The following is a 24,694-nucleotide window of genomic DNA, read 5'->3' as shown; positions in this document are numbered from 1 at the left end:
CTTGGAGGGAGTTGCCACGTCAACTCGTGCGCGTTGGCACGAGGGTCTGGCAGATCGGTTCAGGCGATGCCGGCTGCCGATTTCCAGGCATCGACGGCTTCCATCCGGTGGCAGCGGATGGCCAGTGCGGTGCGGCGGCGTGCCGGAACGGAGAAGCTATCGCGGATGGCGGAGCGGACGGAGGCGAACCGTTGCACGGCACCGGGCAATCGACATCCCTGCACGGTGCGCTCCCGCTTCCGGAGTGGCAGATGGCTGTTCTCGGCCCGGTTGCTGAGCCTTTTCTGCGACCAGTGGCCGAGACCGGGTGCAGCCTCGCGCTTCGCCGCGCCCAAGGAGCTTGCCGGCGACGATCCGCTTCGGGACGCCCCAGGTCCGTTTCAAAAGCGCGGCCAGAAGCCGTTTCGCGGCCGCCTTGTCCCGTCTCGCTTGGAGCCCCCGTCGCGCACGCCGCCATGCTGATCGACGGCGTGCCAGAGACGGACGGGTCTGCCCGCGATTTTCGCCGCGACGTCGTCCAGCTGCCAGACATCGCCGGGACGACATTGCCTGCGCCCCAGGTTCCGCGCGATCTGCGGGCCGAATTTGGCGGGCCAGCGCCGGATGGTTTCATAGGATATGTCCACGCCGCGCTCCGGCAGCATCTCCTCCGCCGTGCGCAGGCCGAGATCGAACCGGACGCAGAGCCAGGCCGCGTGGGCGATGGCGGGCGGGAAGCGCTGGCAGCTGAGGCCGGACACGGTCTTCATCAGAGACGGGCATGTCCAAATCGTCTGCCTGGCAGTCAGCGCTGGTCAACGTGACAACTCCCCATCAGACGCTCTTCTCTCCACCTATGCCCGCAACGATCGCCGCGGTTTGGCGGGAAGGCCGGTCATCCCTCTAGCCCCGGGATCGTCCTTTGCATGGACCGCGCTCCGGCGGCCGGATAGCGTGGGACCATGCGAGACCTGAACCTCAAGGCCACAGAATACTTCGAAGCCGTCGCCCGGCTCGGCACCGTCACCAAGGCGGCGGAGGAGCTGGCCGTCTCGCCCTCCGCTGTCAGCCAGCAGCTCTCCGGGCTGGAGACCCAGCTGGGGGTCAAGCTCTTCCGGCGGGAGAAGCGGCGGCTGGTGCTGACGCTCGACGGCGACCGGCTGTTCCAGACCACCACGCAGGCCTTCGGCGCGATCCGCAATGCCCGCAGCGCCATCGCCCACCAGCGCGACCTGCGCACGCTGACCATCCGGGTCTCGCCCAGTTTCGGCGTGCGCTGGCTGGGACCGAGGGTCGGCGCCTTTGCGGCCGAAAACCCCGACTGGGCGATCCGCATCGACGCGACGCCGGATTTCTCCTCCTTCGAGACCGAGACCGTCGATCTGGATCTGCGCTACGGCCTCGGCGCCTGGAGCGGACTGAGCAATTCCGACATCATGCACGACTTGGTGCTGCCACTCTGCAGCCCGGACTACCTGAAGATGCTGCAGGCACAGTCTCCGGACCCTGCCGAACAGCTGGGCCGGGCGCGGCTGATCGACTCCGTCAAGACGCTGTTCCGCTGGGACCTCTGGCTGGCGGCGAACCGGATCCAGCTGCCGCATGTCGCCTATCCGCTGCGCTTCGACCGCTCGTCGATGTCGATCGAGATGGCCAAGCAGGGCGGCGGCATCTGCCTCGAAAGCGTCTCGCTCTGCCTTGGCGAGATGGAGCGCGGCGAGCTGGTCCCGTTCTTCCCGGATTTTCCGGTGCTCGACTTCTCGGCCTACTGGCTGGTCTGCCCGCCGCGCCATTTCAGCCGCCGCATCGTCAAGCGCTTCGCCGACTGGCTGGCCGCCGCGGCCGAGGCCCATGACCGCGCCGCGCGCGCCGCGCTGACCGGACACGGCTGCACCTTCCGCGAAGGCGCAGCCGCCGAGCTGATCGACCGCAAGTCCTGGGGGCTGTGATCCGTCAGTAGATCGTCAGGGCCGGGACGAAGGAGATCAGCAGCAGTATGACGATGGCCACCAGGTAGAAGGGCAGGAGAGCCTTCACCACCTCGCCGATGCCGCAGCGGGCGATCGCAGCCGAGATGAAGAGCGTGGTGCCGACCGGCGGCGTGTAGAGCCCGACGGCGAGGTTGACCACCATCATCAACCCGAGCTGGACGAGGTCGAGCCCGATGGCGTTGCCGATGATGACGAAGAGCGGTCCCAGCAGCAGCACCGCCGCGGGCAGGTCGAGGAAGGCGCCGACGACCAGCATCACCAGATTCAGCATCAGGATCACCATCCAGCCCGCATGGAAGCTGGACTGCACCCAGGCGGCCAGGTTCTGCGGCACCTGCTCGGCGGTCAGCACCCACTGGATTGTCGAGGAGGCCATGATGATGATCATCACCGCGCCCGTCATCATGGCCGTGCCTGCCAGCGCGTCCCACAAGCCCTTCAGCGTCAAATCCCGGTATATCGCGCCGCTGACCAGCAGCGCATAGGCCACGGCCATGACGCTGACCTCGGTGGGCGTGGCGATGCCGAAGCGCAGCGTGCCGATGACGAAGACGGGCATCAGCAGCGCCGGGATCGCCGAGACGATCTGTCCGCGGAAGGCACGGAAGCCCCCGGCCAGCGGCGCGCGCGGCAGGTTCCGGCGGTTGGCCACGACCCAGACGGTGGCAAACATGCCGATCCCCAGCATCAGCCCCGGCAGGATGCCCGCGACGAACAGGTCGACGATCGAGACGTTCGAGACCAGCCCGTAGAGGATCAGCGGGATCGAGGGCGGGATCAGCACCGACACGGTCGAGGACGCCGAGTTGATCGCGGCGGCCAGGCCCGAAGGATAGCCCTCCTTCTGCTGCACCGGGATCAGCGCGTTGCCGAGGGCGGAGGCATCCGCCACTGCCGAGCCCGAGACGCCGCCGAACATCACCGAGCCGATGATCGACACCTGGCCGAGCCCGCCCTTGAAGTTGCCGACCAGCAGCCGCGCGATATTGACCAGATAGATGCCGAACCGGCCCGACATCATCAGGTTGCCCGCCAGAATGAAGAACGGAATGGCGAGCATCGGGAAGCTCTGGGTTGGCGAATAGAGCCGCTGGGCGATCACCGCCATTGGCTTGTCGGCCAGCCACAGCGCCGCCGCGACGCCCCCCAGCATGGCATGGGCCACCGGCACCGACAGCGCCAACAGCCCGAAGAAGATCCAAATCATCGGTGCGGTCATGATGCGCGTCCTTTCAGCTGAGGCTCGACTGCTCGGGGGCGTGAAGGCTCACGGCCCGGCCGAGAAGGAGCCGGAGAAGGTCGAGGCAGGCGATCGCCGCCATGCCGCCGAAGGCATAGACGAGGCTGGCATAGCCCCAGATCTGGCTGATGCCGAGAGTGGAGAGCTTCTGGAACTTCGCCGCCTTCAGGATCGGCTGGCTGGAATCGAGCACCGAGAGGGCGATGACCAGCACGAGAAGTTCGATCAGGATCAACAGCCCGCGCCGTGGCCCTTCGCCCAGCAGGTCCGGCAGGAGCGAGATGGCGATGTTGCGTCCTTGGCTGGCCGCCACCAGCAGGCCGCCCGCGACCAGCCAGGGCAGCAAGATCGCGTGGATTTCGTAGGCCCAGGCGATGCCGGAGCCAAAGGCATAGCGCAGCACCACGTTGACGAGGAGCGCCGCGAACATGAAGGCGATGGCCGCCGCGGCGACGATCTTGCCGCTCAGCCCGAGCCCGTCGATGGCCAGTCCAAGGAGGGACAGGGCGCGGGCGCGCCCCTGTCCATGGGTCGGCAGGCCAATCCGTGCCATCATTCCCGGCCCGTCGCCTTCCTCAGCGCCTCGACCAGATCGGGGTAGTCGTCGCCGTACTTGTCGTAGACCGAAGCCGTCGCGCTGCGGTAGGCGTCCTTGTCGGCCTCGGCGAAAGTCGCGCCTTCGGCCTCCATTTTCGGGCGCAGCGTTTGGTCGCCCTCGAGGCTCAGCTCGCGCTGCAGCTTGCCGGCCTCTGCCGTGGCCGAAAGCGCGCAGTCCTGATGCGCCTGATCGAGCGAGGACCACCAGACCATGCCCGCGACGACCGGGGTCGACTCGTACTTGTGCCCGGTCAGCGTGACATGGGGAGTGATCTCGTGCAGCTTGGCCGAATAGATGTTGGTCAGCGGGTTCTCCTGCCCGTCGAAGACGCCGGATTGCAGCGCCGTCGGCAGCTCTGACCACGCGAGCGGTGCCGGGGCCGCGCCAAGCGCCTCGAAGATGTCGACCGTCATCTGGTCCGGCGGCGTGCGGATCTTCATGCCCTCGAGGTCGGCGGGTTCCGGAACTGTCTTCGACAGATGCGTGATGTGGCGGATGCCGTTGTCCCAGAAGCCGAGGATCTTCAGCCCGGCATTCTGCGCCCGCTCGTCGAGCATCGTGCCGACATCGCCGTCGAGAACCTTCCAGGCGGTCGGCAGATCCTCGAACAGGAAGGGCAGGCCCAGAAGGCCCATCTCGGGCACGATCTGGCTCATTGCTCCCTGGCTGTTGGCGGTGACCTGCATGATGCCGGCGCTGGCCGAGGTCAGCATCTCGACATCGTTGCCCATGGTGGCCGAGGGCGCGAGATTGACGGTGTCGCCCGAGCAGGCGGCATAGAGCTCCGCCCATTTCTCCGCCGCGACATAGCGCGGATTGCCCGGGTTGGCGCCGTGACCGAAGATCACCTCGTCGGCCGAGACGGGGCCTGCCAGCATGGTGCCTGCCGCAAGTGCGGCGCAGATCGAGAGTCTCATGATTTTCCTCCTCCTTGAAATCATGTGCCCGACATTGCGGACGGGTCTTGCCGATCCTGCCCGGCGGCCGGCCTCCCTGCCCGCCGCTCCGTCAGGACCTGTTCAGCCGCGCGGTCAGTGGATCAGCGAGCCGCCGTTCACGTCAACCTCGCTGCCGGTGACATAGGCCGCCAGCTCCGACGCCAGGAACAGCGCGCAGCCCGCGACGTCCGAAGCCTGGCCCGCGCGGCCCATCGGGATGCCCGAGAGGATCTGCTCCATCATCTCGGGGGTCAGCTTGCCGCCGGTGATGTCGGTGGCGATGAAGCCCGGGCAGATCGCGTTCGCGCGGACATTGTCCGGGGCGCATTCGCGCGCGGTCGCCTTGGTCAGGCCGAGCACGCCGGCCTTGGCCGCCGAATAGTGCGGGCCGCCGAAGATGCCGCCGCCGCGCTGCGCCGAGACCGACGAGATGTTGACGATGGAGCCGGACTTCTGCGCGCGCATGCCCGGGATCACTGCCTGGGACATGTAGAGCGTGCCCCGCAGGTTGACGTCCATCACCGCGTCGTAGTTGGACGGGCCGATTTCCAGGAGCTTCAGCGGCTGGGTGATGCCGGCATTGTTCACCAGGATGTCGATCCGGCCCCACTTTTCAACCAGCGCCGCCGCCACCGCCTCGCAGGCGGCCTTGTCGGTGACGTTGCAGGCCATGCCGACATGGTTCCCGCCCAGCTCTGCCGCAGCGGCCTCGGCCGCACCTGCGTCGAGGTCGAGGATCGCAACCGTCGCGCCGTGCTCGGCAAAGAGCGCCGCCATCGACTTGCCGAGGCCGCGCGGCGAGGCCGCCCCGGTGATCACGGCATACTTGTCCTTCAGAAGACCCATCGGACCTTCTCCTCCCTTCTCGTGTTCAGGATGTGGCGGGGCGGCTCACAGCCAGCCCCGGATCTGCTCGGCGACCTTCGCGACCGAAAGCCCGTACATGTCATGCAGCGTCGGCAGCGCGCCGGCCTCGAGGAAATCGTCCGGCAGGCCGATCATGCGGAAGCTGGGCGTCACGCCATTGCTCAGGAGCGTGCCCGCCACCGCCTCGCCCAGGCCGCCGACCTTCGTGTGGTTCTCGGCGGTCACGACGAGCCGCCCGCTCTTGCCGGCCTCCGCGAGGATCGTCGCCGTGTCGAGCGGCTTGATCGTCGGGCAATGCAGCACCGCCACGCCGATCCCGTCCCTCTCCAGCGCCACGGCTGCATCGAGCGCGCGCATGGTCATGAAGCCGGTCGAGACCACCAGGACGTCGGCCCCTTCCCGGATCAGCTGCGCCTTGCCCAGCTGGAACTTGTAGTCCGGCTTGTGGCGGGTCAGCACCGAAGGCACCTTGCCGCGCAGGAGCCGCGAATAGACCGGACCCGGATGCGCGACCAGCTGAGGCACCATGCCGGCGATGTCGCACGCGTCGCAGGGGTCGATGATGGTCATGTTCGGCAGGCCGCGGAAGATCGCCAGGTCCTCTGTGGCCTGGTGGCTCGGACCGTAGCCGGTCGTCAGGCCGGGGAGGGCACAGACGATCTTGACCGGAAGGTTCTCTTCCGCGATGGCCATTGCGATGAAATCATAGGCCCGGCGCGCGGCGAAGACCGCGTAGGTCGTGGCGAAGGGAAGAAAGCCTTCGCGCGCCATCCCGGCGGCGGCCGAGACAAGGACCTGCTCCGCCATGCCCATCTGGTAGAACCGTTCGGGCATCGCCTGGGCGAAGATGTGCAGGTCGGTATATTTCCCCAGATCGGCGGTCAGCCCGACGATCCGGTCGTCCTTGCGCGCCGCCTCGGCCAGCGCATGGCCGAAGGGCGCGGAAACGGTGTCATAGCCCTCGGCGGCCAGCGAGGCGATCATGGCAGAGGTCGCGGCGCGCTCCTCCTTCGGGATCACCCTGCGCGGCTCGTGCTTGCGGGCGAGGGAATTCATCGTCATGCCGGCTTTCCTTCGTCCAGAACGGCCAGGGCCTTGCTCCACTCGTCGGCCTCGACGCGGACGAAATGGGTGATTTCGCGGGCCTCGAGGAAGGGCACGCCCTTGCACATCGTGGTGTCGAAGATGATGACGCGCGGGCCGACGTGATCGGCGGCGCGCGCGGCGTCGAAGGCCTCCACCACTGCGGCCAGATCGTTGCCGTCCACGCGCTGGACATGCCAGCCGAAGGCCGCCCACTTGTCGCCCAGCGGCTCCGAGCACAGCATCTCGGTGGACTTCCCGTCCGCCTGCTGGTCGTTGAAATCGACGAGGCAGATCAGGTTGTCGAGCTTGTGGTGGGCGCCGGACATCGCCGCCTCCCAAGTCGATCCCTCGCCCAGCTCGCCATCTGACATCAGGTTGTAGACGAAGGCCGGGTTGCGCTTGCGCTTCAGCCCCAGCGCCATGCCGACCGCGATGCCCAGCCCCTGGCCGAGGCTGCCGCCGGTGATCTCCATCCCCGGCGTGTAGGAGGCCATGCCCGACATCGGCATGCGGCTGTCATCCATGCCGTAGGTTTCCAGCTCCTCCTCGGGAAGGATGCCCGCCTCCATCAGCACGGCATAGAGCGCGATGGCATAGTGCCCGATCGAAAGCAGGTACCGGTCGCGTCCCTCCCATTCGGGATCCTCGGCGCGGTAGTCGAGCGCATGGAAATAGCTCGCCGCCAGCACGTCCGCGATGCCGAGCGCCTGGCCGATATAGCCCTGCCCCTGCACTTCGCCCATCAGCAGCGCCTTGCGCCGGATGTTCCAGGCCCGCCTCTCCAGCGACACGTTGGAGAGCGCCGCCACGCGGCTCTGTTCTGTCATGGATGTCCTCCCGGGACCGCTTGGTCGTCCTCGTTGCCGAACGGGTAGCAAGCCCGGAGGCGCATGTATTTTAAGTTTTTTGAAATACCTTGTAAGCTAGGCTTCACAACTTGATGCGGCAGCGCGGCAAGTAGTGGAGAAGTCACGACTTCCTGCAGGTGAGCTGGGTTCACATTAGCCGGAAAAGTCTTCGCCGGACCGGGAGTCAGGCCTCGGGCAGGCCGAGCGCCCCGAGAATCCAGGTCACGAAGGCGCGGACCGGGCTGCGCATCGGCCGGGCGCGCGGCAGCACAAGATGGTGGCCGGTATAGCGGATATTGGCGGGCGAGCCGGCGAAGGGCGCGACCAGCCGCCCGGCGGCAAGATCGGCCTCGGCCAGCCGCAAGCTGTCCAGCGCCACCCCGAGCCCCCCGGCCGCCGCCGACAGCGCCAGGAAGCTGCGGTCGAAGCGCAGCGGACGGCGCAGCGGCGCGGTCAGGCCATTGGCATGCTGCCAATCATCCCACCGCACCTGCTTCTGGTCGCTCTGGATCAGTGGCAGATGCGCCAGATCCTCCGGGTTGCGCAGCCGCTCCGCCAGTTCCGGCGCGCATAGCGGGGTCACGACCTCCTCGCCAAGCGGAATGGAAACAACGGCTTCGGTGCGGATCGGGCCATAGACGATGTCGATGTCGAAATCGTCCGGGGCGAAGCGCGCGTAATGCGTGTCCGCCGCGAGGCGCAGCTCGATCCCAGGATGGCGGGTGGTGAACTCCTTCAGCCGCGGGACCAGCCAGAGCGCGGCAAAGCTCGGTGCCGAATGCAGCCTGAGGAGCGTCGCGCCGCGCTGGCCGACATCCTCCAGCCCCTCGCGGATCTCGGCGAAGGCCGATGTCAGCCGCGCCAGAAGCGCCAGCCCCTCCAGCGTCGGATGTACCCTGCGCCCGGTCCGCTCGAACAGCCGCACGCGCAGCGCATCCTCCAGCTGGCGCACGGAATGGCTGATCGCGCTGGGGCTCAGCCCCAGTTCGTCCGCCGCCCCGCGGAAGCTGCCATGGCGCGCCGCCGCCTCGAAGGTGCGCAGCATGGAAAGGGTGACACCGCCGATCATGCCCCTAGATGCGTGAATCCAGCTCATCAATCAATGAGGTTTCGTCGTTTGCGCCCTGCCCCTGGCCCGGTCTACCACGGAAACCGGACGGGCCGCGCCAGATGGCCCGCGACGGAGGAGACCTTCATGCCCGACATCCAGGCCATGGCCAATGCCATCCGCTTCCTCGCCATCGACTCCATCCTGGAGGCCGGCGAGGGCCACCAGGGCGTGCCGCTCGGCATGGCCGAAATCGCGGCAACGCTTTGCGCGAACCACCTGAAGGCCGATCCGTCCGACCCGCTCTGGCCCGACCGCGACCGGGTGGTGCTGTCGAACGGCCACGGCTCGATGCTGCTCTACGCGCTCCTCCACCTCTCCGGCTACGAGCATCTCGGCATCGAGGCGCTGAAGAGCTTCCGCAAGCTCGGCTCTGTCTGTGCGGGCCATCCGGAGATCGAGCAGGCCGCCGGGATCGAGATCACCTCCGGGATGCTCGGACAGGGCATCGCCTGCGCGGTCGGCATGGCCGTGGCCGAGGCGCGGCTGGCGGCACAGTTTCCGCAGCTTGCCGATCACCGCACCTGGGCCTTCGTCGGCGACGGCTGCCTGCAGGAGGGGGTCGGCCAGGAGGCGGTCAGCCTCGCCGGCCACCTGCGGCTGGGCAAGTTGACCTTCCTGTGGGACGACAACCACATCACCGATGACGGCGACACGGCCCTGTCGATCAGCGAGGACGTGCCAGCGCGGTTCCGCGCCGCGGGCTGGCATGTCGCGGAAATCGACGGCCATGACATCGGTGCGATCGACGCTGCGCTCGCGGCGGCGAAAGTCGAGGAGCGGCCGTCGCTGATCGCCTGCCGCACCACCATCGCCCGTGGCATTCCCCGGCTGCAGGGACAGCGCGGCGGCCATAGCGCGCCGCTGGTGCCTTCGGACCGGGCGGAGGCGGAGGCACTTCTCGGCTGGACGCATCCGGCCTTCGCGGTGCCGGAAGAGGTCCGGGCCGGCTGCGTCCATCGTCGCATGTGTCGGCCGCCGCCGGACCGCCCCAGAACTCCGGTCTCCCGGCAGTTTCGGAGCGTCTTCCTCCGTGCGGCGGGTGGGCCGCTGCGTGGCGACAGCCGCATCGCTGCGGTCCAGCCCATCGCGATCCAGGAGCAGCGCCTTGATCCGGCGGGAGCCGGGTGTCCGCGCGGGTTCCGGCCTCGCGAGCTGCGCGGGCAAGCCAGGCCTGTTCCGGATCAAGGCTGCGCGGTCTTCGATCCTGTCTCCGGCCGGCATGTCTGCTCCGTTCATGCCGGCCGGATCGCTGCCACGGTGCTTGCTGCCTATCCCGGTGGGGCGCGCAGGCCAGGCCGCCGCAGTCCGGGCATTCGGGGGCCATGCCCGCATGGACCGGACAGGGCGGGGCAGCGGGGCCCGCTTCCCGACCCTGATCCGTTCCCTTGGTCCATGCCGGTCGCAGGGGGCGGCGGAGCCCGATCCCCGTGTCCTTGCGGCCAGTCGCTGCCGACGGGCGGCGCTGGCCGTCCGGCGATGCACCGCTCGAGGGCCATCCGATCCGCATCCGCCCGCTGCCCGGCCAGCGCCGCCGCTACGCCGCCGAGCGCAACTGGCTGCTCCTGGAACGGACCGGCGGCGCCTGGAGCGCGCGCTGGGATCTGGAGACCAGCGGCCTGACCCCGCCCTTGCCGCTCTGATCCGCGCGGCGCATTCTCCTGTGGCCAAGCGGCCGGATTTGCGGATAGATCCGGCTCCGTTTGCCGCAGGAGATCCCGCAATGAAGCCCAGCCGCCCCAAGCTGTCGCAGAACCCTCACGCTGTTCGCGATGTTCGCGAGAACGGCCGGCCCCGGCGCCACCGGTCAGCAGGTCGTTGCCGCCGCTGTCTCGATGATGCGGTTGCCCGCGCCGCTGCCCGGCGGGCTGCGTCGGCATTGTCAATGAAGCGGCCATGGCCTGCACCCGGACCCGCGCGGCGGGCCTCGCAGCGGCCCCGCTCCACATCCCGGCCATTGCCGCCGAACAGGGTGCCGTTGCCCGCCTCGCCGGGGATCCTGTCGGCGCCCTGGCCGTCCATGACGAATCTGTCGCCATCCCCGCCAAAGATGGTGTCTCGTCCCGAGACGCCGGTCTTGCCATTGTCGATCAAAAGGTCGTCGCCATCGCCGGTATCGCCGGCCACCACGTCACCGCCGCTGTCGGCGAAGATCGTGTCGCCGCCGCGCCCGCCCCGGACTTTAGCCTCGCCGCGATCAGGTCGTCGTCCGCGAGACCGCAGACCGTCTGGGCTCCGCCGTTGCCCTCGATCACGTCATCTCCCGGGAGTGCCGGTGATTCCGGTGTCGTCCTCGGTGAAGAGGAAAGCCGGTTCGCCATCGTGGATCGGGGCGATGCGGCTCCGCGCGGCGCCGCCATCGGCCAGTGCCGTGATTTCGGGATTGGTGTACGGGAAGATATTGCCCTCCTTGGTCGCCATAGCTGCCCTTGGCCAGCGCCCAGGCACCGCCGCCCGGTGACAATCAGCCGAGAAGTGCTGGCCCATGATCCGCGAAATGACGATGTTTCCGTCCTCATCGACATCGAACTGCGTCTGGGCTGTCAGATAGGGGGCGTCGCTCAGCGCGGCGATGGTGACGTCGCCGGCCTTCCCGTTGGTCCGCGCCTCCGGACCGGTGAAGGCGCCGAGCAGGAGATGGTCCGGCAGGCCGCCCTCTGCATCGCGGAAGCGCGCGCAATGCGCCAAGGACATCCAGGGAACCGTCTTCGTACCGCCGTCTTCCGGGCTGGCCGCAATCCGCTTGATCATGTCCTCGTCGCAAGCCGGGTCCAGAACCCGGCCGTCCGGGATGGATGTCTCCGCGCCAATGGCATTGCCGCTTGCATCGAAGAGCCGGGCACGGACATTGGAATCGGGCCCGCTGCCGTTGATCCGGCCCGGGGCGCGTTTTGGGCAAGTCGCAAGGAAGGAAACGTCGGCAAGCGCTTCGACATCGAAGAGGCTGCCGCCAGCGCCGTCCGGCGTGTCGATCGCGAAGCTGCTGCCGGCCGGCGTTCCCTCGGCGTCGGCAACCCGCCCGCAGGTGCCATGGCGGTCATTGCCGTTGCCGAAAGCGCCGTTGGTGCTCGGGGGCCGGGCAAGGCAAACCGGCGGGTCGACAGCGCCTCGATATCGGCAGTGCTCCAAATCTTCCCGGAGGAGCTGCCGATCACCGCCGCCGCGGCGGTGCGACTGCGCTGAAGGCAAGGCCGGGGACCAGTCCCGCCTCGGAATTGTGGCTGTTGCAAATGACGGAGAAGTCGACCTCCCGAAAGCGCGGCCGCTGTGGCATGGCAGGGACGACGCTGGCCGGAACGCGCATCACCGAGCTTCCGCCGGTCCCGGTGGTCAGGCACTGGCCGGGGACGCCACCGGCCGACGCGGGCAGACCGCAATCGTCCAGGAGCGCGGCGCCGCCGGCCGGAGGCTCAGCCGCTCGAGCGGCGAATCCGTGACGGCGAAATCGGATGGGGACAAATTTCATCTGGCTTGTTTCGGAGAACCGGGCACGGCCCAGCCCAGGCAATGGCATGATCGGCCAAGCCATTTCCCCGGGCCGGGCAGGAACCGCCCGCTGCGGCGCTGCGACGGGCTGGCATCCTGCAGCTCTGGCGGCTAGGAACGCAGGCGACACCGTTTTCGAGCAGGACCCATGGCCAGAACCCCAGCCAAGCCCCGCAGGACCGCCGCGACGGTTTCCGCCTCTGCTCCCTCCGTCGTGCCGATGGCGCCGCAGGCGGACTACAACACCGTCCGCGCGGCCTTCGAGGCCTTCCGCCAGTCCGAGCCCGAGCCGAAGGGCGAGCTGGACCACGTCAACGCCTATACGCTTCTGGTCGCCGTCGCGCTCTCGGCGCAGGCCACGGATGTGGGCGTGAACCGCGCCACACGCGCGCTCTTCGCCAAGGTCGACACCCCGCAGAAGATGCTGGAGCTGGGCGAGGAGGGGCTGGTCGAGCATATCAAGACGATCGGGCTCTACCGCAACAAGGCCAAGAACGTCATCAAGCTCAGCCGCATCCTGGTCGAGGAGTACGGCGGCGAGGTCCCGAGTTCGCGCGCGGCGCTGCAATCTCTGCCCGGGGTCGGGCGCAAGACCGCCAATGTCGTGCTGAACATGTGGTGGCACATCCCCGCCCAGGCGGTCGACACCCATATCTTCCGGCTCGGCAACCGGTCGGGCCTCTGCCCGGGGCGCGATGTCGATGCGGTGGAACGGGCCATTGAGGACAACATCCCGGCAGAGTACCAGCAACACGCCCATCACTGGATGATCCTGCATGGGCGCTACATCTGCAAGGCGCGCAAGCCTGACTGCGCGCGCTGCATCATCCGGGAATACTGCGCGTTCGAGGAGAAGACCGCATGAGCCACCGTTACGCCGTCGCCGGGATCGGCAATGCCATTGTCGATGTCCTGTCCCCGGTCGACGACCATTTCCTCGACCTGATGGGCATCGAGAAGGGCATCATGCAGCTCGTCGAGCGCGACCGCGCCGAGCTGCTCTATGCCGCGATGAAGGACCGCACCGAAGCCCCCGGCGGCTCGGTCGCCAACACCCTGGCCGGGATCGGCGCGCTGGGGCTGAAGACCGCCTTCATGGGCCGCGTCCGCGACGACAGCCTCGGCAAGGGCTATGCGCAGTCGATGACCGATGGCGGCACCGATTTCGCCGTGGCGCCTGCGCCCGCTGACCTGCCGACCTCGCGCTCGATGATCTTCGTTTCGCCGGATGGCGAGCGCTCGATGAACACCTATCTGGGCGTCTCCGCCGAGGTCGGCCCCGAGCATGTCCCCGAGGACGTGGCGGGCGATTGCGGCTTCCTGTTCCTCGAGGGCTATCTCTTCGACAAGGATCCGGGGAAAGCGGCCTTCCTGAAGGCGGCCGAGCTCTGCCACAAGGGCGGCGGCAAGGCCGGGATCGCGCTTTCGGACCCGTTCTGCGTCAACCGCCACCGCGCCGATTTCAAGGCGCTGATCGCGGGCCAGATGGATTACGTGATCGGCAATTCCCATGAATGGTGCGCGCTCTACGAGACCGAGGATCTCGACGCGGCGCTGGCCGAGGCGGCCGCGGTCTGCGGCACGGTGATCTGCACCCGCTCGGGCGATCCGGTCTGGCTGATCCGCGGCACCGAGCGGGCCGAAGTGCCGGTCACCAAGGTGGTGCCGCTGGATGCGACCGGCGCGGGCGACCAGTTCGCTGCGGGGCTGCTCTGCGGGCTGGCCTCGGGGGTCGCCGCCCGGGAACCAGGCGGGTCCCATCGCGCGACCGGTACCGTCCTGCCCAACCTGCACGGTTCCGAATGGTCAGGGGCGCAGATAGCCGCGCCACCCTCGAGTAGCGTCCTGCCCAGCCATGGATCGTTTCGCGGGAAACCGTGACACCGCGCTCGGCAAGGGCACCCTCAACAGAGCGAAGGCACCGGAGAGAACCGATAGGTCAGTCACCCGCGTAGCGGGTGACGGGCTGCGGGAACGGAAGTTTTCGGTCAAGACGAGACTTCGAGGTTCGGCACGAGCAGAGCCATTGCCCATGCCGAACGATCGTCAACTTGGCAGAGCCTTGCATCCCGCGATGCAGCAACCTGACAAGGGAGCCTCGCCCGGAACAGCCGAAACGACCGCCCGGCCGCTCCGGCGCACGGCATCCCGGATCAGGCGTCGTCAGCCGGTGCTCTGAAGCCCCGAGGCGATGCCGTTGACGGAGATCTTCAGCGCATCCTGCAGCACGGCATTCTGCGGGTCCTGCCGGATGCGGGACAGCAGATCGATCTGACCGAAATGCAGCGGGTCCAGATACGCCTTGCGCGCCATGAAATCCGGATCGGTATCGGCGGGACGCGTACCGGTGATGGCCTCTGCCATCTCCGTCGTGATTTGCCATTCCTCGCGGATCAGCCCGAAGATCCGCGCCTTCAGGTCCTTGTCCCCGACCAGTTCGGCATAGGCACCGGCGATCTCGATATCAGCCTTGGCCAGCACCATCACCACGCTGTCGACCAGGCTGCGGAAGGTCGTCCAGCTGCGGTACATCTCTTCGAGCTGCGCCATCGAACCACCCGCCTCGCGCACCGCCGTGCCGAAGCCGAACCAGCCCGGCAGGTTATGCCGGGTCTGCGCCCAGGAGAACACCCAAGGGATCGCCCGCAGGTCCGAGAGCTTGTCCAGCGTCGAGCGCGAGACCGGCCGGGATCCCATGTTGAGAGACGCGATATGGTCGATCACCGTCGCTTCGCGGAAATAGGTCAGGAAGCGGTCCGCCGTGGTCAGCGAGCGGTAGCGGCGGAAGGCGGCCGCGGACATTCCCTCCATGACGTTGACGAAATGCACTGCCGGCCGGGCGAACTCGCCGGCCGCCTCGGCCTCGGCCAGGCCCTGGCCCAGCTCGCAGAAGCGCATGATCGCCTGATCTGTTGTCTCGTAGCGCTTGGAGATCACCTCGCCCTGTTCGGTCAGGCGAAAGCCGCGGGCGAGCTTGCCGCGCGGCTGGGCAAGGATTGCATCACGGGTGGCCCCGCCGCCGCGGCCCACCGACCCGCCGCGGCCATGGAAGAAGGCAACCCCCTGCCCCACGCCCTCGAACAGTTCGGTCAGCGCGGCCTCGGCCTTCCAGACCTCCCAGCGGGCAGTGACAATGCCCCCGTCCTTGTTGCTGTCGGAATAGCCCAGCATGATCTCGGCCCGTGTCGCCTTCATTGCCGCGGCATAGGCCGGGACCGCGTAGAGCGCCTGCATGATCGGCACGGAGACGCGCAGGTCCTCGATGGTCTCGAAGAGCGGAACCGGCAGGATCGGCTCCGCCACATCCTCTCCGAAGCAGCCATGCAGCCGCAGGAGCCAGGAGATTTCCAGGATGTCGGCGACGCTCTCGGTGTTCGAGACGATGGAATAGCGCACCAGCCCGGCACCCAGCCGCTTCCGCGCGGCGGCAACGGTGGCAAAGATGCCGAGCTCGCGCTGTGCCTCTTCCGACAGGCTTGAAGCGTCGAATTCCGGCACGGGCTTCAGCAGCAGCTCCGACAGGAAGGCGGCGCGGGCGTCCTCGTCCAGCGCCGCATAGCCGTCCGTGATGCCCGCGGCCGAGAGGATCTCGGAGACGGTGCGCTCGTGGATGCGGGAATTCTGGCGGAGGTCGATGGTGAAGAAATGGAAACCGACCATCTTCACCGTGGCGCGCAGATCGGCCAGGCGTCCCTCGGCAATGACGCCTGCCTGCGATGCATCGAGCGAGCCCGCCAGCGTCTCCAGATCGGCGGTGAAAGCCTCCGCGCCGGGATAGGCATGGGGCTCGCCGGTTGCCGTCGCTTCCAGACGGCTGCGGATGTGATGAATCGCGCGGCGGAACGGTTCGCCGTCACGATAGGGATCGGTCAGCTTCGGCTCCTTGTCCAGAAGGTCCCGCAGCTCCGGCGACAGGTCGAGATAGCGGTCGGAGACCGGCAGTTCCATCGCCAGAAGGTGAAGCTCGGACACGTAATGGCCGAACAGCGCGCTCTGCTGCTGCGAGACGGCATAGTCGAAGACCTCCCGCGTGACGAACGGATTGCCGTCGCGGTCGCCGCCGATCCAGGTGCCCAAGCTGAACATCGGCTTCGGCAAGGCCGGGTCGCCGCCGAAGAAGCGCTCCACCTCTGTCTGGACCGCCATCATCGCGGGCAGGATCGAGCGTGACGCGACCGAGACGCCGTTGTCGATTTCGTTCTGCACGCGCAGCTTTTCGCGGCGGGCCATCTCGGTCAGCCAGACGGTCAGCACCTCGCGCTTGAGCGCACGCCGGTCCCGGATGGTGCCGTCACGCTCCATCAGGCCGGCAATGCGTCCCTCGATGTCGATGACGCTCTGGCGGCGGATCTCGGTCGGATGCGCGGTCAGGACGATGCCGACCGACAGATTTTCGCGCGCTTTCGGATCGAGCTTGGCCAGCGCCCGGTCCAGGGCAATGCGCGCGCCGGAGGAGTCGCCGTTGACCACCCCCTGCGCGATGTTGGCCAGGTGCAGGAATAGCGTGAAGGCCCGCAACACCTTCCCGATCTCTTCCGGATCGCTCTCGCCGATCAGGTTCCTCAGCTCGGCGCGCAGCTCGGCAAGCCCCGAGCGGTAATGGCTGATCGAGCGTCGGCGCAGTGTCTCGACCAGAGAGAAGGTCCGGTCGCCTTCCTGTTCGCGGATGATCTCCCCCAGCAGGTCTCCGAGATCGGAGACAAGAGTGTTCAGAGACTGCGTGGCAGCGACATTTTCCATGGCGGACCCTCGTTAAGCTGTGGCCGGTCCCCACCCGAACGGCGGCGGGACTCCCGCGGAGGAAGGAAAACGCCCTCCCCGCAGGCCCATGTTAGCGCCTGAGGTCACCGACGGAATGCGGCATCTGCCCTCGGGTCAAGAGCGTCTCGCGCGCGAGACGCCTAGCCGTCCCGCAGGCTTTCAGCGATGCGCGCGACGATATCTTCCAAGTCCTCCGCGTCTTCCGCTTCGATCCCTTCGAGCTTGAGGGTGACCTTGCCGTTCCTTGCGCTGGCACGGATGCGCATTCCCTCACCGGCCCAGTCGGCAGCCAGGGCTTTCGGAGCGGCCGGCTTCGCCGCACCGAACGGCCCCTTGGCATCGGCGAAGGCTTCCAGTAGCGCCAGCTCCTCCGACGGATCGGAAAACTTGGTGTCGCGATCGGACAGGACGCCAGCCAGCTCATGGTCGCGCCCGTCCTTCACCGCCTGCGCCAGCCGTGCGCCAAGCCGTTCGCCGATCGCCTCCGGGTAGTCGAGATAGGGACCGAAGACTGTATGGATGACGGTGAAGTTGCGGATCTTGTAGCGGCGGTTGCGGCTCGAATTCGGGAACAGAGCCAGGATCGCGTCATCCACCGTCTCGCAGACGCCCTGCTCGGCTGCCAGGCAGCAGATCCGGCCGCGCTCGTAGAAGCTGACATCCTGGCGGATCTCGTTCTCCTCGATCATCGCCACCATGTCCTCGAGCGTCGCGCGCTGCGCACGGATCAACGCCCGTACCTCCGAGAACTGGGGATCGCCGGTTTCCTCGAAAAGCTCCCGCAGCACGCTGACCCGGCGATAGCCGCTGATCAGCCGCCATTTGCCGTCCGGCCCGTCCCGCGGCCCCAGCTCCACCGGCACCTGCTGGCCGCGGGCGGCAATCGAGGCCTTGAGCTCTTCCCAGGCCTCGCCCGCCCGGTCGAGCATCCGGCGATCGCGTGCCAGGGCGTGCAGGTCGATGTCGTCGAGCGGCACCAGTTCGACGACACGGCCATCCTCGCGCGCCTCGGCATAGGCGCTGCTGTCGCTGCGCAGACCGGAGTTCTCCTTGCGCAGCCGCAGCAGTTCCTCTTCGACGCTTGAGGCGGCGGAGCCGGCCATCTTTCCGATCGGCGGCGCCTTTCCCAGCGCCAGCTCGCGGCGTTCGGCGGCCGTCTTCTCCGCGCCGGCGCGGATGTCCTTGATTGAATCCCTGTCTATGGATCCCAGGCGCTTGCGGCTCATTCTGCGGCCTCCCTGGCCTCTGCCTCGACCCGGTCGCGTTCCCAGCAGCCGATCAGCAGCTTCTTGAACTCATGGTAGCAGCGGTCGAAGGTCTCGCGTCCGCGACGGTAGGTGTCGCGGTTGAAATCGGCATGGCTGGCCTCGTAGATTCCAGAGACCCGCTCGCCGGCCTGGCCGACCAGCGCAGTGAATTCCTGCCGGTGCTGGGCGACAAAATCGTCGAGATAGACTTGGATGACGTTGGCCAGCTCGGCCTGCTGGGCGTCATCATAGCGCGTCAGCAACACCTGCACCGCATCCCAGGAAAACTTCGGCGCCTGATCCGAAATCCGCGCCATGCTGTCCTCGATCGACGCGAAGGTGGTGTAGAGCATGTCGAAGAAGCGGCCGGTCGAGTCGAACTCGATGAAGCTGGCGCCAACCGGGATCAGCAGTATGTCGGCGGCCGAGAGCGCATTGATCGTCAGGTAGCCGAGGGCAGGGGGCGTGTCGATCAGGATGATGTCGTAGTCTTCCAGCAGGCGCTCGTCATGCAGGAAACCCTCGAGCGCGTCCCAGAACTGCCAGCTGCGATGCGACTGCATCCAGACGGGGACCTGGAATTCCGCCCAATAGAGGTTGAGCTGCGCAGGCAGGATGTCGATGGTCGGCCAATGCGTGCCGAAGATCACGTCATCGGCCGTCACCTTGGCCGCGTCGCGCACATCCTCGTCGAGTTCCGGGCTGTCATAGTCGTCGATCCCCATCGAGGCGGCGACATGGCGGGCGCGGTGGCGGGCAATCACGGCATAGGCCGTCTGGGCCTCGTCCTCGGCCAGCGTGCCGAACATGGTCGACATGCTGGCTTGGCTGTCGAGATCGACGACCAGCACGCGGTAACCGTCGAGCGCCGCCGCCATCGCGAGATGTGCGCCCGTCGTCGTCTTTGCAACCCCGCCCTTGAAGTTGCAGACCGACACGATCTTGGCTGAGCTGTCTGCCGGGCGATAAGGACGGTACCCCTTGCCCTGCTGACCCTCGTGATCCAGGAAGGCGCGGATCGTGTTGACTTCTTCGAGCGTGAACATCTTGGCCCCGCCCGGCTTCTCGGAGACGCCCTGCGGGAGCTCCGGATTGGCCTTGAGCACGCGCCGCAGATGCTGCGCGGAGACGGGGATCATGAAGGTGGTGATTTCCCAGATTCCGAAGAGCCGGAGCTGCTTTGCGCCATCGGGCTTGTAGCCGCGGCGTGCGAGGTCATCGCGGGCGCGCATGCAAATCTCGGCAGCGACCGTGAACCGGTCAGTCGTCACGCGTGCAGGCACATCTTCCAAGGCATCCGCCGGATCGATATGTTGCAATGTGATGGACGGGGTTTGACTGCTCATTTCCGATCCGCCTCGATGTTCCTGATTTGCTTAGTTGTCCGGGAAAACCGCGAACACAGCTCTTGCAGCGACTCATAACCCAAGGGCGCCTTCCTGTCACGCGCGCGAGACGCCTGCAACGAAGTATTCGGATCTTCCGAAAATTCGAAAAGGCATCAGCAAACTATGAATCCTTTTGGAGATCTTTAGGAACTTTGATGCCACGAAATACACGTAAAAACAATAAGTTGAATAAAGGTTCCGACCCGGATGCATGACATACCCAACCCGTCTGCGTGATCTTCGATACCCATCTGCGTGTCAAAACCGACCCATTTGCGTGATGAAACCTACCCCTTGGCGTGACAGGAAAAAAAGGTGGTCCGATCAGGGCATTTTCGACTCGCGGAGCCCGGAATAGGCCGCTATAAGCGCCGAATTCCCGGTCGCCACCGGTCTGGATTCCCAAAACCAACCCATCTGCGTGACGGCTTCCTCCGGAAACCGACCCGTTTGCGTGTCCTGCGCCCGAAACATACCCGCAATACCGACCCATGATGCTTGACACGCGGGTCGGTCTGGGAAATCTCTGGAACATGCCAGAACACCGAGTCGAGCAGTGACCGAATTCCGTCAGATCACAGAGCGCGAAAGCCTGCGCAAACACGTGGCCGCGATCCATATCGGCGGCAAGCTCACGCTGTTGCAGCGCAAGCTGTCGAACTGCCTGCTGCTGCACGCCTATGACGATTTGACCACGAAATCCTCGCACAGGATCGATGCCGAAACGCTCTGCGCCATGTCGGGCTATGCGTCGCGCGACCGGGACACGCTGAAGGCTGCGCTCAGGGCGCTGGCCGAGACCACGGCCGAATGGAACATGCTGGGCGATGACGGCGAGGAGGAATGGGGCGTCAGCTCGCTGATCTCCTACGCCAAGCTCGCCGGCGGGGTCTGCGAATACGCCTATGCCGCGCCGCTGGCGGCGAAGCTCTACGATCCGTCGGTCTTCTCGATGATCAACATGCGCATCCAGCGCAACTTCACCTCCGGCCATGCGCTGGCACTCTACGAGAACTGCTTCCGTTTCGTGCGCACAGGCTCGACCGGCTGGTGGGAGATCGACGTCTTCCGCCGCCTGATGGGCGTGGATGACAGCGCCTATTACGAGGATTTCTCCAAGCTCAACGCCAAGATCATCAAGCCGGCGGTGAAGGAGGTGAACGCGGTCTCGGACATCTCCCTGGTCGCCGAGACCCGGCGCGAAAGCCGAAAGGTGAAATTCGTCCGCTTCCTGATCACCCGCAATGGCCAAGAGACGCTGTTCGATCTCGGCGATGATGACGCGGTGCGCAAGTCCGAGGCTTTCCGGCGGCTGGTCGAAAACGGGGTTTCGGCGCGTCTGGCACAGCGCTGGATTGGCGAACATGGCGAGGCCTATGTCTCGGAAAAGCTCGACTTCGTCGAAGAAGAGCGCCGCAAGGGCAGGGTGCGTAAGACTCCGGCCGGCTACCTGACCGCGGCGATCAACGGCGATTACCGCCGTGCCGAAGCCGAGGAGGCCGCGGCAGTGTCGGCGCCGCTGCCTCCGGCAGTGCCGAGCGAGGCGGAGCTGGAAGAGGCGCGCCGCGAGCAGGAGCTGGCGGAGGAGGCGCGCTGGCGCCGCGCCTGCCTCGAGGCGATCGAGGCAAACCTCGAGAAACGCAGCTCGGTCAGCCGCAAGGCGATCCGAGACCGGTTCGAGCTGGGGCTGACCGACGAGTTCGAGAAGGGCCAGTTCCGCCGCTACGGCTGGCAGGCGCGCGGCGTCTTTCCCAAGGTGCATGCCTTCTGGTCGGGGCTGATCCCCGAGGGCCTGCCGGAGCGCGGCGAGGCCTGACCTCGCCTGTCTCGCGTGCGAGACGCCGGCGAAGCCGTTCACGAAGGGGTGAGGCGGCGTCCCCCGACATCTGGTCCCGGCGACAGGGTGCCCGTGGCCATGCCACCTGAAGGCATGAGGTCCGGCCCGTCCGGACAATTGCCAGAATGGGAGGCAAAGCTTGCTCAACGTGATTTCCAGGCCGCTCGTGCGGCTGATGGACCGGTACCTTCCGGATCCCTACATATTCGTCCTGATCCTGACCGTCTCGGTCGCCGCCGCAGCCATGATCGTCGAGGCGCAGTCGCCGCTGGCGGTGGTGCGCATGTGGGGCGACGGCTTCTGGTCGCTGCTGCAGTTCTCCATGCAGATGCTTCTGGTGCTCGTCACCGGGTACATGATGGCCTCGACCCCGCTGGTGCGCCGCGGGCTGTCGCGGCTTGCCGACCTTGCCACCTCGCCGGGCGCGGCGATCCTGCTGGTCAGCTATGTCTCGTTGGCGGCGAGCTGGCTCAACTGGGGCTTCGGCCTGGTGGTCGGCGCGCTTTTCGCCAAGGAGATCGCCCGAAAGGTCCGGGTCGACTACCGGCTTCTTGTCGCCTCCGCCTATTCGGGCTTCCTGATCTGGCATGGCGGCCTGGCGGGATCGATCCCGCTGGCCATTGCGACCGACGGCCATACCTTCTCGGGACAGATCGGCGTGATCGGAACCGGCCAGACGATCTTCTCGGTCTTCAACCTGGCGATCGTCCTGGCACTGGTGGTCATCGTGCCGCTGGTGAACCGGGCGATGCTGCCGCCCGAGAGCGAAAGCGTCTACGTGGACCCGAAGCTGCTCGGCGAACCGTCGCCGGAAACCGCGGCGGCGGACACGCCGTCCGAGCGGATGATGGACAGCAAGCTCCTGCCGGTGCTCGTCGGGCTGTCAGGGCTGGCCTATCTGGTCGACTACTTCCTGCGCTCGGGGACGCTGACGCTCAATATCGTCAACTTCCTCTTCCTGATGGTCGCGATCGTGCTGCATGGAAGCGCGCGGAACCTGCTGGCGAGCCTTGCCGAAGGCGTGAAGGGCGGGGCAGGGATCGTGATCCAGTTCCCGTTCTACGCAGGCATCATGGCGATCATGGTGTCTTCGGGGCTGGCGGCGACGATCTCGGATGCGCTGGCTCGCTGGCCTCGGCGGCGAGCCTGCCCTTCTGGTCCTTCATCAGCGCGGGCATCGTCAATTTCTTCGTGCCGTCTGGCGGCGGGCAATGGGCGGTGCAGGCGCCGGTGATCCTGCCTGCTGCGGAGGCGCTCGGCGTCGATCCGGCGCGCGCGGCGATGGCGATCGCCTGGGGAGATGCCTGGACCAACATGGTGCAGCCGTTCTGGGCGCTGCCGATCCTCGGGATCGCCGGGCTCAGGGCCAAGGACATCATGGGGTTCTGCACGCTGCACCTGATCCTGTCGGGCATCGTGATCTCGATCGGGCTGACCTGGCTCTGAACCAGGCCGGGAGAGGGAAACCCTCTCCCGGACCCTCACCCGCGCCAGTGTCAGGCGCGGGACATCAGCACGCCGGCCCGCGCCTTGTGGAGCGCGGCGGCCAGCACGCCCGCCACCACGGATTTCAGGATATCGCCCGGGATGAAGGGCAGCGCGAAGCCGGTGGCCTCGGCCAGCGACTTGTCGAGGATCACTGACATGCCGATGATGCCCGGGATGTAGAGCACCACGATCCCGCCGAGGAACGCGGCCAGCGTGCCCGCGGCCCAGACCGGCAGGCGGCGGGTGTGTTCCATCACCAAGCCGGCAGCAAAGGCGGCGGCGATCCAGCCCAGCAGGAAGCCGACGCTCGGCCCGGCGAAGACGCCGATGCCGCCGCGCCCGCCTGCGAGGAGCGGCAGGCCGAGCGCCACCATGAGAACGACCAGACCGGCGGCCAGCGCGCCGCGCTTCGCGCCGAGGATGACGCCCGAGAGCATGACGCCAAGGCTTTGCGCCGAGATCGGCACGCCGGAGATCAAAGTGACGGAGGGGATCAGCCCCAGCGCCGCGATCAGCGCGGCGAAAAGGGCGATCATGATCAGGTCGCGGTCCATTGGAATCCTCCTGTCGAATGGGGACGCGGTGTCAGTCGGGAATGCCGCCGCGGGCCTTCACCGCGTCGGCAATGTGGTCTGCATCGTCGAGCGCCGTCAGGAAGAGCGGCAGCACGATCTGCCAGCCGGGACGGCGCCTGCGGGCGCGGGCCCGCCAGGCGAGGCCCAGCTGGCGTCCGCGCTCGAGCATGGCCGGCGTCAGCCGCAGCACCAGCCCGATCGCGAAGGCGATGCGGCCGGGCTTGGCGCCGATCAGGCGCAGCGGCGCGAGCAGCTTCGCCATCACCGCGATCATCGCCTCGAGCCGGGTCGTCATGGTCACGAGATTTGCCAGCGCCACGGTGGCCAGGAGCCGTCCCCCGAGCATCGCTCCATTTGCCCAGTCCTGCGTGATCCCGTGCCAGAGCGTCAGCAGCGCGAGGAAGGGCCAGAGCGGCCGCAGCGCGCGCAGCCCCTGCCGGGCGAATCGCAGCCCGCAGGACAGGTAGAGCGCCGCGGCCACGGCGACCGGCAGCGCCATCAGTGCAGGGGAAGGGATCTGGAAGATCGCGGCCGAGGCCAGCGCGAGCGCGCCGAGCTTCGCCCCGGCCGGGATGCGGTGGAACGGCGTCGGGGTCTCAGAGGTCAGCGAAAGCATCCGCGCCCTCCGCAGTCATTTCCGCCAGGTAGTCTGGGATCACCGCATCGGGCGTTCCGTCGGCCCGGACCCGCCCCTCGTCGATCCACAGCACCCGGTCATAGGCGGCGATCACCTGCGGATCATGGGTGATCTGCACCAGCGTGCCGGGATAGTCCTCGAGCACGCGGCGCAGCGCGCGTTCCGTCGGGATGTCGAGGCCGGAGAAGGGCTCGTCGAGGATCAGCACCGCAGGCTCCATCGCCAGGAGCGAGATCACGCAGAGCAGGTGCTTCTGTCCCTGGCTCAGCGCCGCCGTGCTGCGTTCCGCCCAATGCGCACGGCCGAACCGGGCCAGCGCCGCCTCTGCCAGCCGGGTGGCCTCGCGTTTCGGATGGCCCATCTGCAGCAGGCCGAAGCGGACCTCTTCCAGCCCGGTGGGGAAGATGATCTGGTGCTCGGGGTTCTGGAACAGGATGCCGACCCTGCGCAGGGCCGTCTTGCGGTCCTTGCGGATGTCGTCGCCGCCGATGGTGACCTTGCCTTCGACCGTGTCGATCAGCCCGGCCATGGCGCGGGCCAGCGTTGACTTGCCGGATCCGTTGCGGCCGAGGATGCCGATGCGGCGTTCCGGCAAGGACAAGTCGAGCCCGGCAAGGACC

General features: G+C 67.2%; 24 protein-coding genes and 1 pseudogene. 8 read left to right on the top strand and 17 right to left on the bottom strand.

What is annotated here, in order from left to right:
- Positions 1–59: 59 nt before the first annotated feature.
- A pseudogene (locus C7T91_RS40495) lies at positions 60–749 on the bottom strand (IS6 family transposase).
- A gap of 192 nt (positions 750–941) precedes the next feature.
- Here C7T91_RS40495 and C7T91_RS27105 point away from each other — a divergent pair.
- Positions 942–1,928 (top strand): LysR substrate-binding domain-containing protein, encoded by a 987-nt coding sequence (locus tag C7T91_RS27105; protein WP_108262948.1) that lies wholly within the window; start codon positions 942–944, stop codon positions 1,926–1,928.
- Between the two features lie 4 nt (positions 1,929–1,932).
- On the opposite strand, the gene C7T91_RS27100 is transcribed toward C7T91_RS27105, so the two are convergent.
- The 7 genes from C7T91_RS27100 to C7T91_RS27070 all read right to left on the bottom strand — a co-directional run bounded on the left by C7T91_RS27100 (position 1,933) and on the right by C7T91_RS27070 (position 8,616).
- Complete coding sequence (locus C7T91_RS27100) at positions 1,933–3,189, bottom strand: TRAP transporter large permease (protein ID WP_108262946.1); 1,257 nt, start codon at positions 3,187–3,189, stop codon at positions 1,933–1,935.
- A gap of 13 nt (positions 3,190–3,202) precedes the next feature.
- Complete coding sequence (locus C7T91_RS27095; protein ID WP_108262944.1) at positions 3,203–3,766, bottom strand: TRAP transporter small permease; 564 nt, start codon at positions 3,764–3,766, stop codon at positions 3,203–3,205.
- On the bottom strand, positions 3,763–4,725 hold the full coding sequence (locus tag C7T91_RS27090) for a TRAP transporter substrate-binding protein (RefSeq protein ID WP_108262942.1): 963 nt from the start codon (positions 4,723–4,725) through the stop codon (positions 3,763–3,765). Before C7T91_RS27090 ends, C7T91_RS27095 begins: the two co-directional genes overlap by 4 nt.
- A gap of 114 nt (positions 4,726–4,839) precedes the next feature.
- Complete coding sequence (locus tag C7T91_RS27085) at positions 4,840–5,592, bottom strand: SDR family NAD(P)-dependent oxidoreductase (RefSeq protein WP_108262940.1); 753 nt, start codon at positions 5,590–5,592, stop codon at positions 4,840–4,842.
- Positions 5,593–5,637: 45 nt separating this feature from the next.
- Positions 5,638–6,675: a transketolase family protein gene (locus C7T91_RS27080; protein ID WP_108262938.1), complete on the bottom strand. Its 1,038-nt coding sequence runs from the start codon at positions 6,673–6,675 to the stop codon at positions 5,638–5,640.
- Positions 6,672–7,526, bottom strand: coding sequence for a transketolase (locus C7T91_RS27075; RefSeq protein ID WP_108262936.1), 855 nt, complete (start codon positions 7,524–7,526; stop codon positions 6,672–6,674). Before C7T91_RS27075 ends, C7T91_RS27080 begins: the two co-directional genes overlap by 4 nt.
- Positions 7,527–7,731: 205 nt before the next feature.
- Positions 7,732–8,616, bottom strand: coding sequence for a LysR substrate-binding domain-containing protein (locus C7T91_RS27070; protein ID WP_108262934.1), 885 nt, complete (start codon positions 8,614–8,616; stop codon positions 7,732–7,734).
- A gap of 126 nt (positions 8,617–8,742) precedes the next feature.
- Here C7T91_RS27070 and C7T91_RS38755 point away from each other — a divergent pair, with 126 nt between their 5' ends.
- Complete coding sequence (locus tag C7T91_RS38755; protein ID WP_330848898.1) at positions 8,743–10,278, top strand: transketolase family protein; 1,536 nt, start codon at positions 8,743–8,745, stop codon at positions 10,276–10,278.
- A 135-nt stretch (positions 10,279–10,413) separates the two neighbouring features.
- On the opposite strand, the gene C7T91_RS40075 is transcribed toward C7T91_RS38755, so the two are convergent.
- The 3 genes from C7T91_RS40075 to C7T91_RS40065 all read right to left on the bottom strand — a co-directional run bounded on the left by C7T91_RS40075 (position 10,414) and on the right by C7T91_RS40065 (position 11,349).
- Complete coding sequence (locus C7T91_RS40075) at positions 10,414–10,653, bottom strand: hypothetical protein (RefSeq protein WP_407943347.1); 240 nt, start codon at positions 10,651–10,653, stop codon at positions 10,414–10,416.
- Between the two features lie 92 nt (positions 10,654–10,745).
- Positions 10,746–10,910, bottom strand: coding sequence for a hypothetical protein (locus tag C7T91_RS40070; RefSeq protein ID WP_407943346.1), 165 nt, complete (start codon positions 10,908–10,910; stop codon positions 10,746–10,748).
- 1 nt (position 10,911) lies between these two features.
- On the bottom strand, positions 10,912–11,349 hold the full coding sequence (locus tag C7T91_RS40065; RefSeq protein ID WP_407943345.1) for a hypothetical protein: 438 nt from the start codon (positions 11,347–11,349) through the stop codon (positions 10,912–10,914).
- Here C7T91_RS40065 and C7T91_RS40060 point away from each other — a divergent pair.
- From C7T91_RS40060 to C7T91_RS27045, 3 genes are all read left to right on the top strand, one after another.
- Positions 11,335–11,838 (top strand): hypothetical protein, encoded by a 504-nt coding sequence (locus C7T91_RS40060; protein WP_407943344.1) that lies wholly within the window; start codon positions 11,335–11,337, stop codon positions 11,836–11,838. The genes C7T91_RS40065 and C7T91_RS40060 overlap by 15 nt on opposite strands.
- Before the next feature lie 523 nt (positions 11,839–12,361).
- A complete protein-coding gene (gene nth, locus C7T91_RS27050; RefSeq protein WP_108263129.1) occupies positions 12,362–13,006 on the top strand; it encodes an endonuclease III in 645 nt (214 codons plus the stop codon).
- A complete protein-coding gene (locus C7T91_RS27045; RefSeq protein ID WP_108262928.1) occupies positions 13,003–14,022 on the top strand; it encodes an adenosine kinase in 1,020 nt (339 codons plus the stop codon). Before nth ends, C7T91_RS27045 begins: the two co-directional genes overlap by 4 nt.
- Positions 14,023–14,304: 282 nt before the next feature.
- Here the strand turns inward: C7T91_RS27045 and C7T91_RS27040 are convergent, their stop codons facing one another.
- The 3 genes from C7T91_RS27040 to C7T91_RS27030 all read right to left on the bottom strand — a co-directional run bounded on the left by C7T91_RS27040 (position 14,305) and on the right by C7T91_RS27030 (position 19,495).
- A complete protein-coding gene (locus C7T91_RS27040; protein WP_108262926.1) occupies positions 14,305–16,881 on the bottom strand; it encodes a phosphoenolpyruvate carboxylase in 2,577 nt (858 codons plus the stop codon).
- Positions 16,882–17,042: 161 nt separating this feature from the next.
- On the bottom strand, positions 17,043–18,128 hold the full coding sequence (locus C7T91_RS27035; protein WP_108262924.1) for a ParB/RepB/Spo0J family partition protein: 1,086 nt from the start codon (positions 18,126–18,128) through the stop codon (positions 17,043–17,045).
- Positions 18,125–19,495: an AAA family ATPase gene (locus C7T91_RS27030; protein ID WP_108262922.1), complete on the bottom strand. Its 1,371-nt coding sequence runs from the start codon at positions 19,493–19,495 to the stop codon at positions 18,125–18,127. The genes C7T91_RS27035 and C7T91_RS27030 overlap by 4 nt, the downstream gene beginning before the upstream one ends.
- Before the next feature lie 598 nt (positions 19,496–20,093).
- Here C7T91_RS27030 and C7T91_RS27025 point away from each other — a divergent pair.
- From C7T91_RS27025 to C7T91_RS38145, 3 genes are all read left to right on the top strand, one after another.
- A complete protein-coding gene (locus C7T91_RS27025; RefSeq protein ID WP_236638527.1) occupies positions 20,094–21,353 on the top strand; it encodes a replication initiation protein in 1,260 nt (419 codons plus the stop codon).
- Positions 21,354–21,522: 169 nt separating this feature from the next.
- Positions 21,523–22,608, top strand: a complete 1,086-nt coding sequence (locus tag C7T91_RS27020) for a short-chain fatty acid transporter (protein ID WP_269102636.1) — start codon at positions 21,523–21,525, stop codon at positions 22,606–22,608.
- On the top strand, positions 22,503–22,820 hold the full coding sequence (locus tag C7T91_RS38145; RefSeq protein WP_269102635.1) for a TIGR00366 family protein: 318 nt from the start codon (positions 22,503–22,505) through the stop codon (positions 22,818–22,820). The genes C7T91_RS27020 and C7T91_RS38145 overlap by 106 nt, the downstream gene beginning before the upstream one ends.
- Positions 22,821–22,870: 50 nt before the next feature.
- Here C7T91_RS38145 and C7T91_RS27015 read toward each other — a convergent pair whose 3' ends face one another.
- Genes C7T91_RS27015 through C7T91_RS27005 form a run of 3 tightly spaced genes read right to left on the bottom strand, consistent with a single transcriptional unit; the run spans position 22,871 to position 24,669 of the window.
- Positions 22,871–23,416, bottom strand: coding sequence for a biotin transporter BioY (locus C7T91_RS27015; protein ID WP_108262918.1), 546 nt, complete (start codon positions 23,414–23,416; stop codon positions 22,871–22,873).
- A 31-nt stretch (positions 23,417–23,447) separates the two neighbouring features.
- Complete coding sequence (locus tag C7T91_RS27010; RefSeq protein WP_108262916.1) at positions 23,448–24,053, bottom strand: energy-coupling factor transporter transmembrane component T; 606 nt, start codon at positions 24,051–24,053, stop codon at positions 23,448–23,450.
- Positions 24,034–24,669, bottom strand: coding sequence for an energy-coupling factor ABC transporter ATP-binding protein (locus tag C7T91_RS27005; protein WP_236638526.1), 636 nt, complete (start codon positions 24,667–24,669; stop codon positions 24,034–24,036). Before C7T91_RS27005 ends, C7T91_RS27010 begins: the two co-directional genes overlap by 20 nt.
- Positions 24,670–24,694 lie beyond the last annotated feature (25 nt).

This window comes from Mangrovicoccus ximenensis, from assembly GCF_003056725.1.
Taxonomy (GTDB): Bacteria; Pseudomonadota; Alphaproteobacteria; order Rhodobacterales; family Rhodobacteraceae; genus Mangrovicoccus; species Mangrovicoccus ximenensis.
The sequence above is the reverse complement of the archived record's forward strand: the minus strand, read 5'-3'. Positions and strand labels throughout refer to the sequence as shown.